Raw genomic sequence first — 19,533 nt, 5'->3', positions numbered from 1 at the left:
GTGCTCGCAGCACCGTCCGATGCACTGCGATGGTGCGCGGCTCACTCTTCTTTCAACCTGCCTGGAGTTCCTGATGTCGCGTGATTCCGATCCTTCTTCCCTCGATGCCATCGCACTGCGCCGCCGCCGCCTGCTGCAGGGCGCCGCCGCGCTGCCCGTGATGGGCCTGAGCGGCCTGAGCTTCGGCCAGGGTCAGTTCCCCACGGCCAAGGTCAACACCACCAAGCTCGCGGTGACCGACACCGAAGTCACGGTGGGCCAGCTGCATTCGTCCACCGGCACCATGGCCATCTCGGAGACCGGCTCCATCCAGGCCGAGCAGCTCGCCATCGACCAGATCAACGCGATGGGCGGCATCCTGGGCCGCAAGATCAAGGTCATCAAGGAAGACGGTGCCTCCGACTGGCCCACCTTCGCCGAGAAGTCGAAGAAGCTGCTGGTCAACGACAAGGTCGCGGCCGTGTTCGGCTGCTGGACCAGCGCCTCGCGCAAGGCCGTGCTGCCGGTGTTCGAGAAAGAGAACGGCCTCTTGTACTACCCGACCTTCTACGAAGGCCTGGAGCAGAGCAAGAACGTGATCTACACGGGCCAGGAGGCCACGCAGCAGATCATCTGGGGCCTGGACTGGGGCGCGAAGGAGAAGAAGGCCAAGACCTTCTTCCTCGTCGGCTCCGACTACATCTGGCCGCGCACCTCGATGAAGATCGCGCGCAAGCACATCGAGAACTTCCAGAAGGGTTCGGTCAAGGGCGAGGAGTACTACCCGCTGGGCCACACCAACTTCAACTCGCTGATCAACAAGATCAAGGTGGCCAAGCCCGACTGCATCTTCGCGGCGGTGGTGGGCGGCTCGAACGTGGCCTTCTACAAGCAGCTCAAGGCCGCGGGCATCACCGGCGACAAGCAGTTCCTGCTGACGCTGGCCGTGACCGAGGACGAAATGACCGGCGTGGGCGGCGAGAACTTCGCGGGCTTCTACTCGTCGATGAAGTACTTCCAGACGCTGGACAACGAGAACAACAAGAAGTTCGTGGCCGCCTTCAAGGCCAAGTACGGCAAGGACGCCGTGATCGGCGACGTGACGCAGGCGGGCTACCTGGGCCCGTGGCTGTGGAAGGCCGCGGTGGAGAAGGCGGGCAGCTTCGACATCGACAAGGTGGTGGCGGCGTCGCCGGGCATCGAGCTGAAGACGGCGCCGGAGGGCTACGTGAAGCTGGATGCGAACCACCACTTGTGGAGCAAGGCGCGCATCGGGCAGGGGCAGCTCGACGGCAGCTTCAAGGTGGTTGCGGAGTCGGGCGAACTGATCAAGCCCGATCCGTTCCCGAAGGGGTATCAGTAACTCCCCCGAAGCGGCTCACTTCGTGTAGCCGCCTCCCCCTCAAGGGGGCGACACCAGCGGCCCGGCAAAGCCGGTTCCGCGGTGTCTCACGACTTGTTCCCTGACCCTTACCGGATATTGCGCAATGAGCCTCTCGGACATGATGAACATCGGCCTGATGCAGGGCTTCGCCGGGCTGAGCCTCTTCGCGGTGCTGCTGCTCATGGGCCTCGGGCTCGCGATCATCTTCGGGCAGATGGGCGTGATCAACATGGCGCATGGCGAGTTCATGACCATCGGCGCCTACTCGATCTTCCTGGCCGCGCAGGTGACGGAGCGCATGGCGCCCTCGCTCATGCCGTACTACTTTCCGATCGCGATCGGGCTGGCCTTCGTGTTCGCCTTCATCGCCGGCTGGCTCGTGGAGTGGGCGCTGATCCGCCACCTGTACAAGCGGCCGCTCGACACGCTGCTCGCCACCTGGGGCGTGAGCCTGGGGCTGCAGCAGATTTTTCGCACCTTCATCGGCCCGAAGGAAGTGAGCCCCACGCTGCCCGAGTGGCTCATGGGCTCGTGGACGCCGCACGAAGGGCTGGACATTCCGATCAACGGGCTCTTCGTGCTGGCGCTCACCGCGCTGGTCACGGGCGGCGTGCTCATCGCCTTGCACAAGAGCCGCTGGGGCCTGCGGGTGCGCGCCACCGTGGCCAACCGCACCATGGCCAACGCCACCGGCATCGACACGAAGAAGACCGACCGCCTCACCTTCGCCATCGGCTGCGGCATTGCCGGCGTGGCGGGCGCGGCCTTCACCACCATCGGCTCGACAGGGCCGACCTCGGGGTCGCTGTACATCGTCGACGCCTTCCTGGTCGTCACCTTCGGCGGTGCGGCGAGCCTGCTGGGCACCGTGGTCTCGGCCTTCGGCATTGCGCAGACCCAGTCGATCTCGGAGTTCTTCATGACCGGCTCGATGGCCAAGGTGCTGACGCTGTCTTTGATCGTGCTGATTCTCATGATGCGACCGCAGGGACTGTTCGCAGTCAAGGTCCGCCGCTGAACCCGATTCCTTCCCGGAGAACCTCCCGATGAATTTCCTCAAGGCCTCGATCCGGCGCTACCAGCTCGGAAGCCTGCTGCTGCTGGTGCTGCTGCTCGCGGTGGTGCTGCCGCTGTCGCTCGACATCTTTCGCCTGAACCTCGTGGGCAAGTACCTCAGCTACGCCTTCGTGGCCGTGGGCCTCGTCATGGTGTGGGGCTACGGCGGCGTGCTGAGCCTGGGGCAGGGCGTGTTCTTCGGCATCGGCGGGTATGCGATGGCGATGTTCCTCAAGCTCGAAGCCTCCGACCCCGTCACCACCAAGATCCAGTCGACGCCCGGCATTCCGGACTTCATGGACTGGAACCAGATCACCGAGCTGCCCACGCTGTGGCTGCCGTTCAAGAGCCTGCCGCTGAGCCTGGCGCTGGTGGTGCTGGCGCCGATGGCACTGGCCTGGCTCATCAGCTTCGCGATGTTCAAGCGCCGCGTGGGCGGCGTGTACTTCGCGATCATCACGCAGGCGGTGGCGCTGATCTGCACGGTGCTCATCATCGGCCAGCAGGGCTACACGGGCGGCGTGAACGGCATGACCGACCTGAAGACGCTGCTGGGCTGGGACACCCGCACCGACGGCGCCAAGTACATCCTGTACTACGTCTGCGTCGGCCTGCTGGTCTTGAGCATCCTGCTGTGCCGCTGGGTGCAGACGAGCAAGCTGGGCACACTGCTGCTGGCGATGCGCGATAAGGAAGACCGCGTGCGCTTCTCGGGCTACGACGTGTCGAACTTCAAGGTCTTCACCTTCTGCCTGGCGGCCGGGCTCTCGGGCATCGGCGGCGCGATGTTCGCGCTGCAGGTCGGCTTCATGTCGCCGAGCTTCGTGGGCATCGTGCCCTCGATCGAGATGGTGATCTTCTGCGCCGTCGGCGGCCGCATGAGCCTGGTGGGCGCGGTGTACGGCGCGCTGCTGGTGAACGCGGGCAAGACGCTGTTCTCCGAGAGCTTTCCTGACCTGTGGCTGTTCCTGATGGCCGCGCTCTTCATCGGCGTGACCATGGCCTTCCCGATGGGCTTGGCGGGTCTGTGGGAAGACACGATCAAGCCGTGGTGGGCCTCGCGCCGCCAGGCCCTGCGCGACGCCGCGACGAAGCCACCGCCCGCCGCCGTGTCGGCCCCTTCACCCGTCGCCGCGCCGCAGGCCGAGCCCGTGCTGCCCGAAGGCATCGGCCGCCAGCGCGCCTGACCGACACCGGAGCCCACCTCATGAGCAACACCGACTTCGCACTCGCCGTGGAAGACCTCAGCGTCTCCTTCGACGGTTTCAAGGCCATCGACGACCTGACGCTGTACATCGACAAGAACGAGCTGCGCGTGATCATCGGCCCCAACGGCGCCGGCAAGACCACGCTGCTCGATCTGATCTGCGGCAAGACGCGCGCCAGCGCCGGCAGCATCAAGTTCAAGAACACCGAGCTCACGAAGATGGCCGAGCACAAGCGCGTGCGGCTGGGCATCGGGCGCAAGTTCCAGACGCCCTCGATCTACGAGAACCTCAGCGTGTTCCAGAACCTGGAGGTGTCGTTTCCGAAGGGCCGCTCGGTGTTCGGCGCGCTGGCCTTCCAGTGCGACGACGAGGTCAAGGGCAAGGTGCAGGCCATCGCCACGGAGATCGGCCTGGCCGACAAGCTCGGCACCGAAGCAGGCCTCCTGAGCCACGGCCAGAAGCAGTGGCTGGAGATCGGCATGCTGCTGGTGCAGGAGCCCGAGCTGCTGATGCTCGACGAGCCCATTGCCGGCATGAGCGCGCGCGAACGCGAACTCACGGCCGACCTGCTCCAGCGCATCTGCCGCAACCGCGCCGTGATCGTCATCGAGCACGACATGGCCTTCGTCAAGCAGATCGCGCACAAGGTCACCGTGATGCACCAGGGAAAGATCCTCGCCGAAGGGCCGATGGAGAAGGTGCAGGCCGACCCGAAGGTCATCGACGTTTATCTGGGCCACTGAACCATGAGCACCATCATGCTGAAGGTCGACGACCTGCACACCGCCTACGGCCAGAGCGAGGCGCTGCACGGCATCTCGTTCGTGGGCCATGCCAACGAAACCATCGCCATCATGGGCCGCAACGGCATGGGCAAGACCACGCTGTTCAAGAGCCTCATGGGCGTGCTGCCGATCAAGAGCGGGCGCATCGAAGTGGCGGGGCAGGACGTGTCGCGCGACGAGAGCTTTCGCCGCGTGGCCAAAGGCATTGCCTACGTGCCGCAGGGCCGGATGATCTTCCCGACGCTGACGGTGGAAGAGAACATCCAGACCGGCCTGGAGAACTCGAAGACCCGCCGCATCCCCGAAGAAATCTACGCGCTCTTCCCCGTGCTGTGGGACATGAAAAGCCGCAAGGGCGGCAACCTCTCCGGCGGCCAGCAGCAGCAGCTCGCCATTGCGCGCGCGCTCGTCACCGACCCCAAGGTGCTGCTGCTCGACGAGCCCACCGAAGGCATCCAGCCTTCGATCATCAAGGACATCGCCAAGGCGCTCAACGAGATCCGCAAGCTGCGCGGCATCACCATCGTCGTGTCCGAGCAGGTGCTGAGCTTCGCGATGGACGTGGCCGACCGGCTCTTCGTCATCGAAGGCGGCCGGCTCGTGCACGAGACCGCGCGCGACAAGACCGATGTCGAGCACATCAAAGCCTATCTCTCTGTCTAACCACAACCCCAGGAGCCACTGCACATGACGGACACGCTGATCAAGGTCGACCTGACCAAGCCGCCCACGGAGAACGAGAACATCCACAACCGCTGGCACCCGGACATTCCGATGGCCTGCTGGGTCAACCCGGGCGACGACTTCATCCTCGAGACCTTCGACTGGACCGGCGGCTTCATCAAGAACAACGACAGCGCCGACGACGTGCGCGACATCGACCTGAGCACGGTGCACTACCTCTCGGGCCCGGTGGGCGTGAAGGGTGCCGAGCCGGGTGACCTGCTCGTGGTCGACCTGCTGGACATCGGTGCCAAGCAGGACAGCCTGTGGGGCTTCAACGGTTTCTTCTCGAAGAAGAACGGCGGCGGCTTCCTCACCGATCACTTTCCCGAAGCGCAGAAATCGATCTGGGATTTCAAGGGCATGTTCACGAGCTCGCGCCACATCCCGGGCGTGAACTTCGCGGGCCTGATCCACCCCGGCCTCATCGGCTGCCTGCCCGACAAGCCCATGCTCGACATGTGGAACGAGCGCGAAGGCAAGCTCATCGCCACCGACCCGGATCGCGTGCCCGGCCTGGCCAACCCGCCGTTCGCCGGCACTGCGCACATGGGCAAGATGACCGGTGAGGCGAGGGCGAAGGCCGCCGCCGAGGGCGCGCGCACCGTGCCGCCGCGTGAGCACGGCGGCAACTGCGACATCAAGGATTTGTCGCGCGGCTCCAAGGTGTTCTTCCCCGTGTACGTCGACGGCGCGGGCCTGAGCGTGGGCGACCTGCACTTCAGCCAGGGCGACGGCGAGATCACCTTCTGCGGCGCCATCGAGATGGCCGGCTGGGTGCACATGAAGGTCACGCTCATCAAGGGCGGCATGGCCAAGTACGGCATCAAGAACCCGATCTTCAAGCCCAGCCCGATCACGCCGCAGTACAACGACTACCTGATCTTCGAAGGCATCTCGGTCGACGAGAGCGGCAAGCAGCACTACCTCGACGTGAACGTGGCCTACCGCCAGGCGTGCCTGAACGCCATCGAGTACCTGAAGAAGTTCGGCTACTCGGGCGCGCAGGCCTATTCGATCCTGGGCACGGCACCTGTGCAGGGCCACATCAGCGGCGTGGTCGACGTGCCCAACTCGTGCGCCACGCTGTGGCTGCCCACGGGCATCTTCGACTTCGACATCAACCCGAACGCGTCGGGGCCGGTGAAGTTCATCGACGGCAGCATCGACATGCCGCTGTCGCACGACCTGCGCTGAAGCCATGCCGACCTACGACTACGCCTGCGGGCAGTGCGGCGGCTTCGAATCGCTGCGGCCTTCGGGCCAGCGCGACGAGCCCGCCGCCTGCCCCGATTGCGGCAGTGCCTCGCCGCGCGTGTTCACGGCCGCGCCACGCCTGGCGCTCATGGCGGCCGACACGCGGCACGCAATGGCCACCAACGAACGCGCGCGCCACGAGCCCGCGAGCTCGCGCGACTATGCGCGGCTGCGGCATCCCTCGGGCTGCGGTTGCTGCTCGGGATCGTCGCGGCGCAGTGCCACGCAGACCGCGCCGAACGGGGCGAAATCGGCCCCGTCGCGGCGGCCCTGGATGATCTCGCACTGAGGGTTCGGCGTGCATTCCTTGCATGCGCTAGACGCATGCAAGGAATGACGGAGGCGAGAACTTTCTCGTGCGTTCCCTCTGGAGGAGAGGGTTCCGGCCGCCGCATCGCATGCGCAGGCGGCGCGCGATTGTTTCAATCCCGTGAACGCCGCGATTCCTTTTGCTGCCGTTTTTTGGGGCGCTTCAGGCTCAAACTTCATCCCATCGACACACCACCTGAAGGAGATTGAAATGAATGCCTCGAAGACCCTCGCCGCCGTTGCGCTCTCGCTCCTGGCTGTTGCCGGTGCCCACGCCGAAACCTATGACGGCGTGCACACCGTGAACTCGACCCTCTCGCGTTCGGAAGTCGCGTCGCAAGCCGTGGCCGCCGCCCGTGCCGGCAACGAGTACAGCGACGGCGCCACCGCCGGCGCACAGACCTTCACCTCGACCGCCGACCGCTCGACGATCCGCGCTGAAGCCGTCGCCAAGGCCCACGACCCGCTCGCCAGCCTCGATCGCCGTGCGTTCTACCGCGACGAAGTGCCGGCTGCTTACAAGAAGCCCAGCGTGTCGTTCACGCGCCAGGCTGGCCTGTAATCAGGCGACTGTGGCAAGCCGGTGCCTGCATCGGCTGCCTGAAGAACGAACGGGCCCTTGGGGCCCGTTTTTTCGTTGGGACGTCGCGCGTCAGGCGGCGTGTGCAAGGACGTTGACAAGCTTCCCGAACGGATCGCGGACATAGAAACGGCGTACACCCCAGGGTTCGTCGACCGGGCCGTATTCGATGGCAAAGCCGGCAGCCCGCATGCGTGCAAGCGCCGTGTCGACATCGTCGACTTCGATGGAAAGGTCAGGCACGGGCGTGCCCGAACCGCCTTCAGACGCAAAGCTGACCTGCACGCTCATCTCGGCCTGCGAACCGTAGGTGCGTATCCAGCCGTGGTCCATCAGCAGGTCGAGGCCGAGCACGTCGGCGTAGAAGACTTGTGCGCGTGCCACATCCGGCGTCGCGAAGTTGGCGACCAGTCGTTTGACTTTCATTGCTTAGAACTCTCTTCGACGGCTTCGGGTGCGATGCGGAAAGCCTTGGGCTTGCCGCCGGATTCGGCATGGAGCAGGTCGCCTTCGATGCGGATGCGGGTCCACGTGTCGATGATGCCGTCGGCGCCGATCAGCTCGATGCTGTCGCCAGAAAGCACCCGGTAGCGAAACGACGGCGCGCACTGCGGGCCATCGTGCGTGCCCAGCACCGCGCGAAGGAATCCGTTCGATGCGAACCAGTAGATCTCGACCTGGGTGTCGGAGATGAGTTGCAGCCGGCGGTCGATGGGGAGGGCGGTGGTCATGAGAGATGAGGGGGCGGGTGTCACCACAAGGCAGCCAATTCCGAATGAGGAGCGGCCGAATATAGAAGACCCAGCACGTGCCTGGCCAGCCGCGTGCGTGAAACCGCCATCGAGGGCGGGTAAGCTCGCGGCCCATGAAGCGCAACAGCACTCCCCGCACGTCCAAGTCCACCGGCGGCAAGGCTGCCGCGGCGCCCGCCGCCGAGGCACCCGACGTTCCGGTGTCGGCCGTGCTGGCGCGTATCGAAACCCTGTGGTCGTCGCTGGGCCCCGTGGGCCAGCGCATCGCCGACTTCATCGTGAAGAACCCGCGCGAGGTGGTCCACATGTCGGTGAGCGAGGTGGCGGAGCGCACCGGGTCGAGCGAAGGCAGCATCGTCGGCCTGTGCAAGAACCTCGGCGCCACGGGTTTCCAGCAGATCAAGATCGCGCTGGCGCAGGAGATCGTGCGGCCGGTGCAGTTCATCCACGAAGACCTCGACCCGCAGGACAAGGCCGACGCGGTGATCCGCAAGATCTTCCAGAGCAACGTGCAGACGCTGCACGACACGCAGTCGATGCTCGACGCCAAGGCGATGGAGCGTGCTGTGCAGCTGTTTCGCAAGGCCGAGCGCATCGAGATCTACGGCATCGGCAGCTCGGCCACCATCGCCGAGGACGCGCACTACCGCATGCTGCGCATCGGCCTCAATGCCAAGGTGGTGGTCGATTCGCACGTGCAGGCCATCAGCGCCTCGCTCACGAATGCGAAGACGGCGGTGCTGACGATTTCGCATTCGGGCAGCACGCACGAGACGGTGACGGCCACGCGCCTCGCGAAGGAGGCGGGCGCGGCCACGGTGTGCATCACCAACTTCGGCAAGTCGCCGATCCAGGCCTTTGCCGACGTGCTGCTGTTCACCATGGCGCGCGAAACCAACTTCCGCACCGAGGCGATGACGAGCCGGCTCGCGCAGCTGGCGATCATCGACGTGCTGATCGCCTGCCTGGCGCTGTCGGACTACGACACCTCGGTGCGCACGCTGCGCCAGACCTTCGACGTGCTCTCGCTCAAGCGGTACTGAGGCGCGGGTTCCATCGGCGGCGCTGCGAGCAGTCCGGCCACCGTGGGCGCCACCGCCCCCGGCGATTCACCCACCAGCACGCAAGCCAGGCCGAGCCGCGCGGCGCCTTCGCCGTCGGTCAGCGGGTTGTCGCCGACCACCACCGTGCGCCCGGCGCTCGCGCCAAGGCGGCGAAGGCCTTCCTCGAACAGCAGCGGCGCGGGCTTGCCGACCACGCACCACGGCTGCACGCCGCTGGCCGCGACCACGGCCGCGAGCAGCGCCCCGGTCTCGGGCACCACGCGCCCGTGCGGGCCCGGGTGCGTGGCGTCGGCGTTGGTCACCATCAGCCTGGCACCGCGCCGCAGTGCGTTCGCGATGACCGACAGGCGCGCGTGGCTGAAGTGCATGTCGAGCGCGAGCAGCACGACATCGGCCTCGGCCTCTGCTGAGACCAGCCTGCAGCCCTGCGCGCGCGCATAGCGCTGCAGGGCAGGGCTGGCGGCCAGCAGCACGCGCGCCTGCGGATGCTGTTGTGCCAGCTGGCGCACCGCGAGTTCGCCGGCCAGCACGATGCGCTCGGGCGGCACGCGCAGGCCCAGCTTGCGCAGCCGCACCGACAGGCCCTGTGCCGTGTGCGTGGAGTTGTTGGACACGATGGCGTAGCGGTCGTGAAAGTGCGCCAGCAGGCGGGCCGCGCCGTCGATGGCTTCCTGCTGGCGCACCAGCGTGCCGTCGAGGTCGACCAGCAGGTGGCGGGCCTGCGCCAGCGCATGGACGGCGCCTGCGTTCGTGGTCCCTGTTGTCGTGTGATGCGTGCTCATGGATCTCCGGGAGTGGGGCCGTCTTGAGGGGCTCGGCCGTGGCGGCGGATTCTATTGAATATTGCTCAGTGATATTTGAATTTTAAAATGAGCTTATTTCATTTCCCTGTCATCTGCGGCTCCTAAAGTTCTCTTCATCGGGGCGTTGCAACCGCACGCCCACCGCTTTCCAAACGAAGGAACCGACCATGAAAAAGCTCCTGGCCCTTGCGGCCGCCGCCCTCTCGCTGACTGCCGCGCTGCCGCTGGCGGCACAGGCCCAATCGGTGACCGACGGCTCGCGCGAGCGGCCGCTGCGCGTGCTGCTGATCCCGGCCGACGGCGGCACCGAGTCGGGCACCAAGGCGGACTACGCGCCGGTGTTCAACGCCATCACGCGCAGCACCGGCCTGAACTTCGACCTCAAGGTCGGCCAGTCGTACGGCGCGGTGGTGGAGGGCATGTGCAACCAGCTCGCCGACATCGCCTTCTTCGGCCCCGTGTCGTACGTGCAGGCGAACAAGCGCGGCTGCGCGCAGCTCCTGGCCGTGGGCGTGGAGAAGGGCGCCTCGGTGTACTACGCGGGCATGTTCGCCAAGGCCAACGCGCCCATCGCCTCGGTCAAGGACCTCAAGGGCAAGCGCGTGGCCTTCGGCGACGTCAACTCGGCCTCGAGCTTCACCTTCCAGGTCGCGATGCTGCTGGACGCCGGCATGGACCCGGCCAAGGACCTCGGCGCCATCCGCATGACCGGCAGCCACGCCAGCAGCCTGGCCGCGTTGGTGCAGGACCAGGTCGACGTGGCCTCGCTCTCGTTCGACTCCTACGAGAAGGCCGTGAAGCAGGGCGTGGTCGACCCGAAGACGGTGAAGGTGGTGGCGCGCAGCATGCCCATTCCGTACCCGCCGCTGGCGCTCAACTCGAAGCTGCCCGAGCCGCTGAAGGCGAAGCTCAAGGACGCCTTCCAGACCGTGAACAAGGCCCCCGGCGTCACGCCCGACATGATCCGCGGCTACGGCGGCGGCAAGATCGACGGCTACGACACCAAGTTCTCGGAAGCCGAGTTCAACGTCGCCGCCGAGAAGCTCGGCCTGCTGACCGACGAGCTCAAGGGCCGCATCCTCGCCAAGTCCGCCGAGCGTTGAGCGTCGCCATGCTGAATTTCGAATCGGTCGCCATGCACTACGCCGACGGCACGCGCGCGCTCGACGGCGTGTCGCTGCAGGTGCCGGCGGGGCAGTTCTGCGTGGTGCTGGGCGCCTCGGGCGCGGGCAAGTCGACGCTGCTGCGCATGGCCAACGGGCTGGTCAAACCCACGCAGGGCGCGGTGCAGGTCGAGGGCGTGCAGATTGCCGCCCACTCGCTGGCCCGCATCCGCCCGCGCATCGGCATGATCCACCAGCAGTTCAACCTGGTGCTGCGTTCCACGGTGGCCGACAACGTGCTGGCCGGCGCGCTGCCCGCGGTGCCGACGTGGCGCGCGCTGCTCGGGCTGTTCACCGACGCGCAGCGTGCCAAGGCCTGCGCGCTGATCGAATCGGTCGGGCTGCAGGAGCAGCACCTGCTGCGCCGCGTGAGCGAGCTCTCGGGCGGACAGCAGCAGCGCGTGGGCATCGCGCGCGCCTTCATGCTCGAGCCGCCGCTGGTGCTGGCCGACGAGCCCGTGGCCAGCCTCGACCCGCAGACCAGCCACGACGTGCTGTCGCTGCTGCGCACGCAGGCGCGCGAGCGCGGCACCACGGTGCTGTGCAGCCTGCACCAGATCGAGCTGGCCTGCGAGTTCGCCGACCGCATCGTCGCGCTGCGCCACGGCGCCGTGGTGTTCGACGGCGCGCCCGCGGCCTTCGACCCGAAGGTGTTCGATGCGGTCTATGGCCGCACGCCGGCGCCCGCGCGGCCCGCGCCCGAAGCGCCGTTGCCGCTGCATGCCGGCGCGCTGGAGCTGGTGCCATGAGCCGCCCCGCATCCGCCTGGGACCTGCCGCGCCCCTTCGGCGCCCGCAGCCTCGCCGTGCTGCTGCTCGTGGTGGTGGTCGGCTTCTTCGCCGGCCAGCGCGTCGAAATGGGCCGCATGCTGTCGCTCACGGGCGAGGGCGTGCTCGCGGCCGTCGGCCTGCGCGAGCAGTCGCAGGTGCTGTCGGGCCTGGGCACCATCGCCAAGTCGCTCTTTCCGCCGCAGGTGTCGGAGCGCACCGAGGTGTCGCGCATCGAGGGCTTCGACCGCGAGCGGCTGCCGTGGTTCTCGCATGTCGAAACCGAGGAGTCGCGCCAGCCCAAGCTCAACCCGCAGACGCTGCAGATGGAAGAGATGGTCGACCGGCGCGAGGTGCTGGTCGAGCCCTTCGGCTACCTCTGGCACGTGGCGGTGAAGATGCTCGAGACCTTCGAGATCGCTATCTGGGCGACGCTGCTGGCCATCGTGCTGAGCGCGCCGCTGGCCTGGTGCAGCGCGAAGAACTACACGCCGAACCGCGCCGTCTACACGCTGGCGCGTGGCGTGGTCGGCATGTTCCGCGCGGTGCCCGAACTGGTGAGCGCGCTGTTCCTGGTGCTCGCCTACGGCTTCGGTCCCATCGCCGGCGTGCTGGCACTGGCGCTGCATTCGGCGGGCTTCCTCGGCAAGTTCTACGCCGAAGACATCGAGACCGCCGACGACAAGCCGCAGGAGGCGCTGCGCGCCATCGGCGCCAGCAAGTTGAAGGTGATGCGCTTCGCGGTGCTGCCGCAGGTGATGCCGCAGTTCATCGCCTACACGCTGTACATCCTCGACCGCAACGTGCGCATGGCCACCGTGGTGGGGCTGGTGGGCGCGGGCGGCATCGGCCAGGAGCTGAAGGGCCGCTACGACATGTACAACTACGCACACGTCGGAACGATCCTGATCGCGATCTTCCTCACGGTGCTCGTGCTCGACAGGGTCGCAGCCCGGCTGCGCAGCCGCTATGCCTGAGCGCTGACACCCACCCCTGCGCCCACTTCGGGCACCCGACTTCATTCCGTTTCTTCCCGTTCCGGTGCAAGCCCTTCGAGGCCTGCACGGCCCGGCTTCGCCCTGCTTTTCCTTCCACGCCCCTTCGATCCAGAAAAGGACACCTTCATGACCTCACGTTCTTCCCGGTATGGCCTCGCTGCGGCGGGCTTTCTCCTGTGCCTGAGCCTCGCCGCATGCGGCGGCGGAAGCGGTGGTGGCGGCGGCTTGCCGGTGCTGCCGCCCACCGGCCCCACGCCCCCGACCACCACGCCGGAGCCACCCGCCCCGACGCCGGCGCTGAAGTGCGCGCCCTGAGCCGCGCGCCGCCTTCATCCACACGCCTTCCATTTCTTCTGTTTTTGTCCTCGCGTTGAAAGACTCCCCATGAACCCCTCCAACCGTCGCGATTTCTTCCGCAAGTCGGCCGGCGCCGTCGGCGCGGCCTCGGCCCTGACCCTGCTGCCGCCCACGATCCGCAAGGCGCTCGCCGTCGAGGCCGCGGTCGACACCGGCACCATCAAGGACATCAAGCACGTCGTGATCCTGATGCAGGAGAACCGCAGCTTCGACCACTACTTCGGCACCTTGCGCGGCGTGCGCGGTTTCGGCGACCGCTTTCCGATTCCGCTGGCCAACGGCAAGTCGGTGTACTTCCAGTCGAACCCCGCGGGCGGCGCGGAGATTCCGCCGTTCCGCCGCGACTCGACGATCGCCAATGCGCTGATCGGCTCGGGCACGCCGCACAACTTCCCCGACCAGCAAGCCGCCTGGAACCAGGGAAAGATGGACCGCTGGATCCAGTTCAAGAACCAGGCCACGATGGGCTACTACCTGCGCGAGGACATCCCGTTCCAGTTCGCGCTGGCCGATGCCTTCACGGTGTGCGATGGCTACCACTGCTCCATCCTCACCGGCACCGACCCGAACCGCATCGTGTTCTGGTCGGGCTCCAACTTCAACCCGGAGCTGCGCAAGAAGGGCATCAACAGCACCGACACCGACTCCGAACCTGTGAACTCGCGCTGCTGGCCCAAGCCGTCCAACTGGGTGGCGAACCGCCCGCAGGAGGCCGACGGCTCCGGCCAGAAAGACCCGATCACGGGCGACTACAACTACAAGTACGTCAACAACGCCTTCAAATGGGACACGCTGCCCGACCTGCTGGAGAAGAAGGGCGTCAGCTGGCACATCTACCAGAACATGAACAACAACTGGACGGGCGCCATGCACGGCTGCCTGGCCTTCGAGAGCTTCCGCACCGCGCAGCCGGGCTCGCCGATCTATGAGCACGGCCTCACGGGTGGCCCCGACACGGCCGACGGCGCCACCAACTTCCTGGCCCAGCTCAAGCAGGACGTGATGACGGGCAAATTGCCGGACGTCTCGTGGGTGCTGCCCACGCAGGCGCTGGCCGAGCACCCCGGCAGCAGCGAAGGCACGGCCGGCGCGGCCGACTTCATCGCCGACGTGCTGGACGCGCTCACGTCCAACCCGGCGGTGTGGAGCAAGACCGCGCTGTTCGTGACCTTCGACGAGAACGACGGCTTCTTCGACCACCTGGCCATGCCGGCCGTGCCTTCGTACGACGCCAACGGCACGCTCATGGGCAAGTCGACCGTGCCGCTGGAGGGCGAGTACTTCGACGCCTCGGTGGGCAGCTACCTGGCCGCCGCCGACAACACCACCACCGGCAAGATCCGCCCCTGGGGCCTGAGTTCGCGCGTGCCGATGTACGTGGTGTCGCCGTGGAGCAAGGGCGGCTGGGTCAACTCGCAGGTGTTCGACCACACCTCGGTGGGCCGCTTCCTCGAGAAGCGCTTCGACATCACGGTGGACGCGATCAGCCCGTGGCACCGTGCCGTATGCGGCGACCTCACCACCTGCTTCGACTTCGTGAGCCCGAACGATCCGGTCGTTCCCAAGCTGCCCGACACGAGCAACTTCCCCGCGATCAATGCGGCGCAGCGGCTGCTGCCCACGGCCCCCGTGAGGAACGCCCCCGCCACGCCGCAGCCGCTGTACCAGGAGACCGGCACGCGCTTCTCGCGCGCGCTGCCCTACGAGCTGCACACCAGCGCGCGCGTCGAGCCGCGCGGCCTCGTGCAACTGGTGTTCGCGAACTCCGGCACGCAGGGCGCCGTGTTCCATGTGTACGACAAGCTGCACCTGGACCGTATTCCGCGCCGCTACACGGTCGAGGCCGGCAAGCAGCTGGCCGACTACTGGAACACCGGCGCCAGCGACAGCGGCAAGTACGACCTGTGGGTCTACAGCACCAACGGCTACGTGCGCAGCTTCCAGGGCGATGCACTGGCCTTCGACACCGCCGGCTTCAAGCCCGAGGTGCAGGTCTGCTACGAACCGATCGACGGGCAGGTCTACCTGAAGGTGCACAACAGCGGCAAGGCGGCGGGCAAGGTCACGGTGACGGCCAACGCGTACCGCAACGACGGCCCCTGGACGCTCGAGGTCGCGCCGGGCGCCACCGGCATGCTGCACTGGAGCCTGGACAAGAGCGGCTACTGGTACGACTTCACCGTCACGGCCGGGCACACCGAGCGCCGCTTCGCGGGCCGCGTCGAGACCGGCAAGCCCGGCGTCAGCGATCCGGCCATGGCCCTGCACCTGAAGGCCTGAGCATCATGAAGCGCACGAACAACAGCACGCACACCCTGCTCGGACTGGCAGTGGCCCTCGGCTCGGCCGCCGGCATGGGCATCGCCGCGGCCCAGCCGATCACCTGGGACCCGGCCAAGGGCAACCTGGGCATCGGCGACAAGGCCGGCGCCACCGGCGTCACGGGCAGCAACGACCTGGCCTTCGGCAAGGGCGCGGGCAACAACGTCAGCACCAACTGGAACCTGGCCATCGGCGAGGGCGCTGGCACCGGCGTGTCGGGCAAGAACGCCAACCAGGCCATCGGCTACTACGCGGGCACCAACGTGGTCGGCGGCTGGAACCAGTCGATGGGCCGCAGCGCGGGCCAGAACGTGACCGGCGACTACAACAACGCCGTCGGCTTCTGGGCCGGCACCGACGTGAAGGGCAACGGCAACGAGGCCTACGGCAGCAACGCCGGGCGCAACGTGACCGGCAACGCCAACCAGGCCTACGGCGGCGATGCGGGCCGCAACGTGACCGGCAGCAACAACCTCGCCACGGGGCAGGGCGCGGGCAGCGGCGTCACCGGCTCGGGCAACCAGGCCTCGGGGCAGATGGCCGGCGCGCAGGTGGCGGGCAGCAACAACGTGGCCATGGGCCAGGCTGCGGGCGGCGGCGTGCAGGGCAACCAGAACCTGGCGCTGGGCACGGCGGCCGGCCAGGGCGTGGTGGGCAGCCACAACATCGCGCAGGGCAGCGGCGCAGGCCAGAACGTCATGGGCAGCGGCAACATCGCCATCGGTGCCGACGCCGGCGTGTACGTCAACGCGAACCAGGCGATCTCGCTGGGCAGCGCGGCGCGCGCGAGCGCCGACAACGCCATTGCCTTGGGCAGCAACGCATCGGCCTCGCATGCCAACAGCGTGGCGCTCGGTGCGGGCAGCACGACCACGCGTGGCGCGCAGTCGAACTACGTGGCCGTGGGCATGGGCGGGTTGCAGTCGTCGACCGGCGAAGTGGCGCTCGGCAACCGCCAGCTCACCGGCGTGGCGCCCGGCAGCGCGCCCGACGACGCGACCAACGTGGGCCAGGTGCAAGGCATGGTGCAGCAGGGCGTGAGCACCGCCAACGCCTACACCGACAGCGTCGCCGCGCAGGGCCTGCCGCTGGGCAAGGCCTACACCGACTTCACGGCCGCGCGCCTGCAAAGCCAGATGGACGAGAACGCGCGGCGTGCCTATGCGGGCATTGCAGGCGTTGCCGCCATGGAGGCAGCGCCGGTCGTGCCTGGGAAGATCAGCTACGCCGTGGGCTTGGGCAATTTCCGAAGCGAAAGCGCGATGGGGGGATCGATCCGTCGGACCTCGCAGGATGGGCGCTACAGCGTGACGCTGGGTGTGGGTGCGAGCAGTTCGGGCGTAGTTAGCCGGGTGGCGTTCACGGGGGTGTTCGACTGAGCTTTTGAATGCTCAGGGCGACGATCCCGCCGATGGGGTGCCTTGCTCCGCGAATGTCCCCCGCCCTTCGGGCTCCTCCTTGATTTCGCTGCGCAAGGCACCCCATCGACGTGATCGTCCTCAGTGCGGTCGTTGATCGGCCAGCACCACGACCGCGCTCGGTGTGCGCAGGACACTGGGTGCTTCCCGCAGCGAAATCAAGGAGGAGGGGCGCAGCCCCGGGGGACATTCGCGGAGGGAAGTACCCGGTGGCCTGTGCACGCGCCCTGAAGAAACTCACTCCCGCGTCAACACGAAGCGCTTGCGAATCCCGTCAGCAGCCGAAGGCGCAACCCACAGATCGAACTCACCCGGTTCAACAACAGGCTTCATGTCCCGCCCCAGAAACTGCAGATCGTCATTGCCGACCGCGAACTCGACCACCTCCGATGCCCCCGGCGCAATCCGCACCTTGCGGAAGTTCTTCAGCTCGCGCACCGGCCGCGTCACGCTCGCAGCGCGCTGCGCCAGGTACAGCTGCACCACTTCTTCCGCCTCGCGCGTCCCCGTGTTCGTGACGGTGGCGCGCACACGCAGCGTCTGGCCCATGGCGAGGCGGTCGGTGCTCAGCTCGACCTGGTCGTAGCGCACCGGCGCATAGCCGATGCCGAAACCGAAGGGGTACAGCGCCTCGTTCGTCGCGTCCAGGTAGCGGGTCTTGAAGGCCGTGCCCGGCGCGCTCTCGGGCGACGGGCGGCCGGTGCGCTTGTGGGCGTAGTAGTAGGGCACCTGGCCCGCAGTCTGCGGAAAGCTCACGGGCAGGCGGCCCGAGGGGTTGGCGTCGCCGAACACCACGTCGGCGATCGCGTGGCCGGTCTGCACGCCGAGGAACCAGGTCACGAGGATGGCGCGCGCATTGCGCACCGCGCCCTTGAGCGCCATCGCGCGGCCGTTGCTCAGCAGCACGACCACCGGCTTGCCCGTGGCGGCCACGGCCTCGGCCAGGTCCTGCTGCGCCTGCGGCAGGCCGATGTCGCTGCGCGAGCGCGACTCGCCCGACATCTTCTGGCTCTCGCCGATGGCCAGCACCACCACGTCGGCGTCGCGCGCGGCGGCCACGGCGGCCTCGATGCCGCCGGGCAGCGGCGACTCGACGTTCGCACCGCGCGTGACGGTCAATCGCGAGGCCTCGGTGCCCAGCGCAGCACGCAGGCCTTCGTCGATGCCCACGGGCGCGGACTGGCCCGGGAACAGGCTCCAGGAGCCCATCAGGTCCTTCGTGCCTTCGGCGAAGGGGCCGATCAGCGCGATCTTCTGCGGGCCGGTTTTCGCGAGCGGCAGCAGCTGGCCCTCGTTCTTCAGCATCACGATGGAACGGCGCGCGCTCTCGCGGGCCAGCGCGATGAACTCGGGGTTCTCCACGCGCTGCGCGGCCGGCGGGCCGTCGAGGCCGCGCATCGGGTCGTCGAAGAGGCCGAGCTTGAGCTTGACCCGCAGCACGCGCCGCACCGCCTCGTCGAGCCGCGCCATCGGCACCTCGCCCGAGGCCACGAGGTCGGGCAGGTGGCGGATGTACAGGCCGCTTTGCATGCTCACGTCGGTGCCGGCCATGAAGGCCAGCTTGGCGGCCTCGCGGCCGTTGGCGGCGTGGCCGTGTTCGATGAGCTCCTCGTCGGCCGTGTAGTCCGACACCACGAAGCCCTTGAACTTCCACTCGTCGCGCAGCACGCCGGTGAGCAGCGCGGGGTTGGCGGTCGAAGGCACGCCGCCGATCTCGTTGAAGGCGCTCATGACCGACAGCGCGCCCGCATCGAGCGCTGCGCGAAACGGCGGCAGGTAGACCTCGCGCAGCGTGCGCTCGGAGATTTCGCTCGTGTTGTAGTCGAGCCCGCCCTCGGCTGCGCCGTAGGCCGCGAAGTGCTTGGGCGTGGCCAGCATCGAATCGGCGTTCGCGAGGCTGCTGCCCTGGAAGCCGCGCACGCGCGCCGCCGCGAACTGGCGTGCGAGGTACGGGTCTTCGCCCACGCCTTCGAGGCCGCGGCCCCAGCGCGCGTCGCGCGCGATGTCGACCATGGGCGCGAAGGTCCAGCGAAAGCCATCGGCCGTGGCCTCGACCGCCGCCGCGCGCGCGGTGCGCTCGGCCAGCGCGGGCTCCCAGCTCGAGGCCTCGGCCAGCGGCATCGGGAAGATCGTGCGAAAGCCGTGGATCACGTCGGCGCCGAAGATCAGCGGAATGCCCAGCCGCGACTCGCGCACCGCCACCTGCTGCAGCCGCCGCTTGCCCTCGAGGCCGGCGTTGTTGAACAGGCCCGTGAGCCGCCCGTTGCGCACGTCCTCGGTCTCCTGCTGCCCGTTGCGCCAGCCGGCCTGCGGGTTGTTCGGCGTGTTGATGTCGGCCGGGCCGTAGAGGCTGAGCTGGCCGGCCTTTTCCTGCAGCGTCATGCGCGCGATCAGCGATTCGATGCGGGCGTCGGCTGCGTCGGAGGACTGGAGGCTTTTCGGAACGGACGCCGCGATGGCGGGGAGGGAGAGGGCGGACAGGACGAGGGCGAGAACGGCGGCTTTTCGAACATGCATGGCCGCCTATTCTGCAGATAACCCCCGCCGGCCCCGGCCAGCGGGTTTCCGCCCTGGGCGTAGGGCCTTGTCCGACCTTGGCCCCTTCAGG

Annotated in this window: 19 protein-coding genes; 15 read left to right on the top strand and 4 right to left on the bottom strand. The window is 67.6% G+C overall.

Annotated features, from left to right (window positions below; all coding sequences use genetic code 11):
- Positions 1-73: 73 nt before the first annotated feature.
- From urtA to AC1RAD_RS15345, 8 genes are all read left to right on the top strand, one after another.
- Positions 74-1,342, top strand: a complete 1,269-nt coding sequence (gene urtA, locus AC1RAD_RS15380) for an urea ABC transporter substrate-binding protein (protein WP_492735712.1) — start codon at positions 74-76, stop codon at positions 1,340-1,342.
- Positions 1,343-1,466: 124 nt separating this feature from the next.
- Complete coding sequence (gene urtB, locus AC1RAD_RS15375) at positions 1,467-2,381, top strand: urea ABC transporter permease subunit UrtB (RefSeq protein WP_139701702.1); 915 nt, start codon at positions 1,467-1,469, stop codon at positions 2,379-2,381.
- A 28-nt stretch (positions 2,382-2,409) separates the two neighbouring features.
- On the top strand, positions 2,410-3,606 hold the full coding sequence (urtC, locus tag AC1RAD_RS15370; protein ID WP_492735710.1) for an urea ABC transporter permease subunit UrtC: 1,197 nt from the start codon (positions 2,410-2,412) through the stop codon (positions 3,604-3,606).
- A 20-nt stretch (positions 3,607-3,626) separates the two neighbouring features.
- A complete protein-coding gene (urtD, locus tag AC1RAD_RS15365; RefSeq protein ID WP_492735708.1) occupies positions 3,627-4,370 on the top strand; it encodes an urea ABC transporter ATP-binding protein UrtD in 744 nt (247 codons plus the stop codon).
- A 15-nt stretch (positions 4,371-4,385) separates the two neighbouring features.
- Positions 4,386-5,075: an urea ABC transporter ATP-binding subunit UrtE gene (urtE, locus tag AC1RAD_RS15360; RefSeq protein ID WP_062478384.1), complete on the top strand. Its 690-nt coding sequence runs from the start codon at positions 4,386-4,388 to the stop codon at positions 5,073-5,075.
- 24 nt (positions 5,076-5,099) lie between these two features.
- Positions 5,100-6,332, top strand: a complete 1,233-nt coding sequence (fmdA, locus tag AC1RAD_RS15355; RefSeq protein ID WP_307693859.1) for a formamidase — start codon at positions 5,100-5,102, stop codon at positions 6,330-6,332.
- 4 nt (positions 6,333-6,336) lie between these two features.
- Positions 6,337-6,681, top strand: coding sequence for a zinc ribbon domain-containing protein (locus AC1RAD_RS15350; protein WP_095947570.1), 345 nt, complete (start codon positions 6,337-6,339; stop codon positions 6,679-6,681).
- A gap of 231 nt (positions 6,682-6,912) precedes the next feature.
- A complete protein-coding gene (locus AC1RAD_RS15345) occupies positions 6,913-7,263 on the top strand; it encodes a hypothetical protein (protein WP_056582144.1) in 351 nt (116 codons plus the stop codon).
- 90 nt (positions 7,264-7,353) lie between these two features.
- On the opposite strand, the gene AC1RAD_RS15340 is transcribed toward AC1RAD_RS15345, so the two are convergent.
- Together AC1RAD_RS15340 and AC1RAD_RS15335 are read right to left on the bottom strand one after the other, a co-directional pair.
- A complete protein-coding gene (locus tag AC1RAD_RS15340) occupies positions 7,354-7,707 on the bottom strand; it encodes a VOC family protein (RefSeq protein ID WP_492735707.1) in 354 nt (117 codons plus the stop codon).
- On the bottom strand, positions 7,704-8,012 hold the full coding sequence (locus AC1RAD_RS15335; protein WP_492735705.1) for a hypothetical protein: 309 nt from the start codon (positions 8,010-8,012) through the stop codon (positions 7,704-7,706). Before AC1RAD_RS15335 ends, AC1RAD_RS15340 begins: the two co-directional genes overlap by 4 nt.
- A gap of 134 nt (positions 8,013-8,146) precedes the next feature.
- Here AC1RAD_RS15335 and AC1RAD_RS15330 point away from each other — a divergent pair, with 134 nt between their 5' ends.
- Positions 8,147-9,076 (top strand): MurR/RpiR family transcriptional regulator, encoded by a 930-nt coding sequence (locus tag AC1RAD_RS15330; RefSeq protein WP_492678533.1) that lies wholly within the window; start codon positions 8,147-8,149, stop codon positions 9,074-9,076.
- Here AC1RAD_RS15330 and AC1RAD_RS15325 read toward each other — a convergent pair.
- Positions 9,013-9,879, bottom strand: coding sequence for an HAD-IIA family hydrolase (locus AC1RAD_RS15325; protein WP_492735704.1), 867 nt, complete (start codon positions 9,877-9,879; stop codon positions 9,013-9,015). The genes AC1RAD_RS15330 and AC1RAD_RS15325 overlap by 64 nt on opposite strands.
- A gap of 188 nt (positions 9,880-10,067) precedes the next feature.
- Here AC1RAD_RS15325 and AC1RAD_RS15320 point away from each other — a divergent pair, with 188 nt between their 5' ends.
- From AC1RAD_RS15320 to AC1RAD_RS15295, 6 genes are all read left to right on the top strand, one after another.
- Positions 10,068-11,003, top strand: coding sequence for a phosphate/phosphite/phosphonate ABC transporter substrate-binding protein (locus AC1RAD_RS15320; protein ID WP_492735702.1), 936 nt, complete (start codon positions 10,068-10,070; stop codon positions 11,001-11,003).
- Positions 11,004-11,011: 8 nt separating this feature from the next.
- On the top strand, positions 11,012-11,812 hold the full coding sequence (phnC, locus tag AC1RAD_RS15315) for a phosphonate ABC transporter ATP-binding protein (protein WP_139706723.1): 801 nt from the start codon (positions 11,012-11,014) through the stop codon (positions 11,810-11,812).
- Positions 11,809-12,807, top strand: a complete 999-nt coding sequence (gene phnE / locus AC1RAD_RS15310) for a phosphonate ABC transporter, permease protein PhnE (RefSeq protein ID WP_492735700.1) — start codon at positions 11,809-11,811, stop codon at positions 12,805-12,807. Before phnC ends, phnE begins: the two co-directional genes overlap by 4 nt.
- 147 nt (positions 12,808-12,954) lie before the next feature.
- On the top strand, positions 12,955-13,143 hold the full coding sequence (locus tag AC1RAD_RS15305; protein WP_492735698.1) for a hypothetical protein: 189 nt from the start codon (positions 12,955-12,957) through the stop codon (positions 13,141-13,143).
- Positions 13,144-13,212: 69 nt separating this feature from the next.
- Positions 13,213-15,465, top strand: a complete 2,253-nt coding sequence (locus tag AC1RAD_RS15300; protein ID WP_492735696.1) for a phosphocholine-specific phospholipase C — start codon at positions 13,213-13,215, stop codon at positions 15,463-15,465.
- A gap of 5 nt (positions 15,466-15,470) precedes the next feature.
- Entirely contained in the window at positions 15,471-16,886 is a 1,416-nt protein-coding gene (locus tag AC1RAD_RS15295) for a YadA family autotransporter adhesin (protein WP_492735694.1), read from the top strand.
- Positions 16,887-17,162: 276 nt separating this feature from the next.
- Here AC1RAD_RS15295 and AC1RAD_RS15290 read toward each other — a convergent pair whose 3' ends face one another.
- Positions 17,163-19,442 carry a glycoside hydrolase family 3 N-terminal domain-containing protein gene (locus tag AC1RAD_RS15290; RefSeq protein ID WP_492735692.1) on the bottom strand — a complete coding sequence of 760 codons (2,280 nt, stop codon included), beginning with the start codon at positions 19,440-19,442 and terminating at the stop codon, positions 17,163-17,165.
- Positions 19,443-19,533 lie beyond the last annotated feature (91 nt).

This window comes from Variovorax sp. GW823-FHT04B03 (assembly GCF_058796495.1).
The sequence above is the reverse complement of the archived record's forward strand: the minus strand, read 5'-3'. Positions and strand labels throughout refer to the sequence as shown.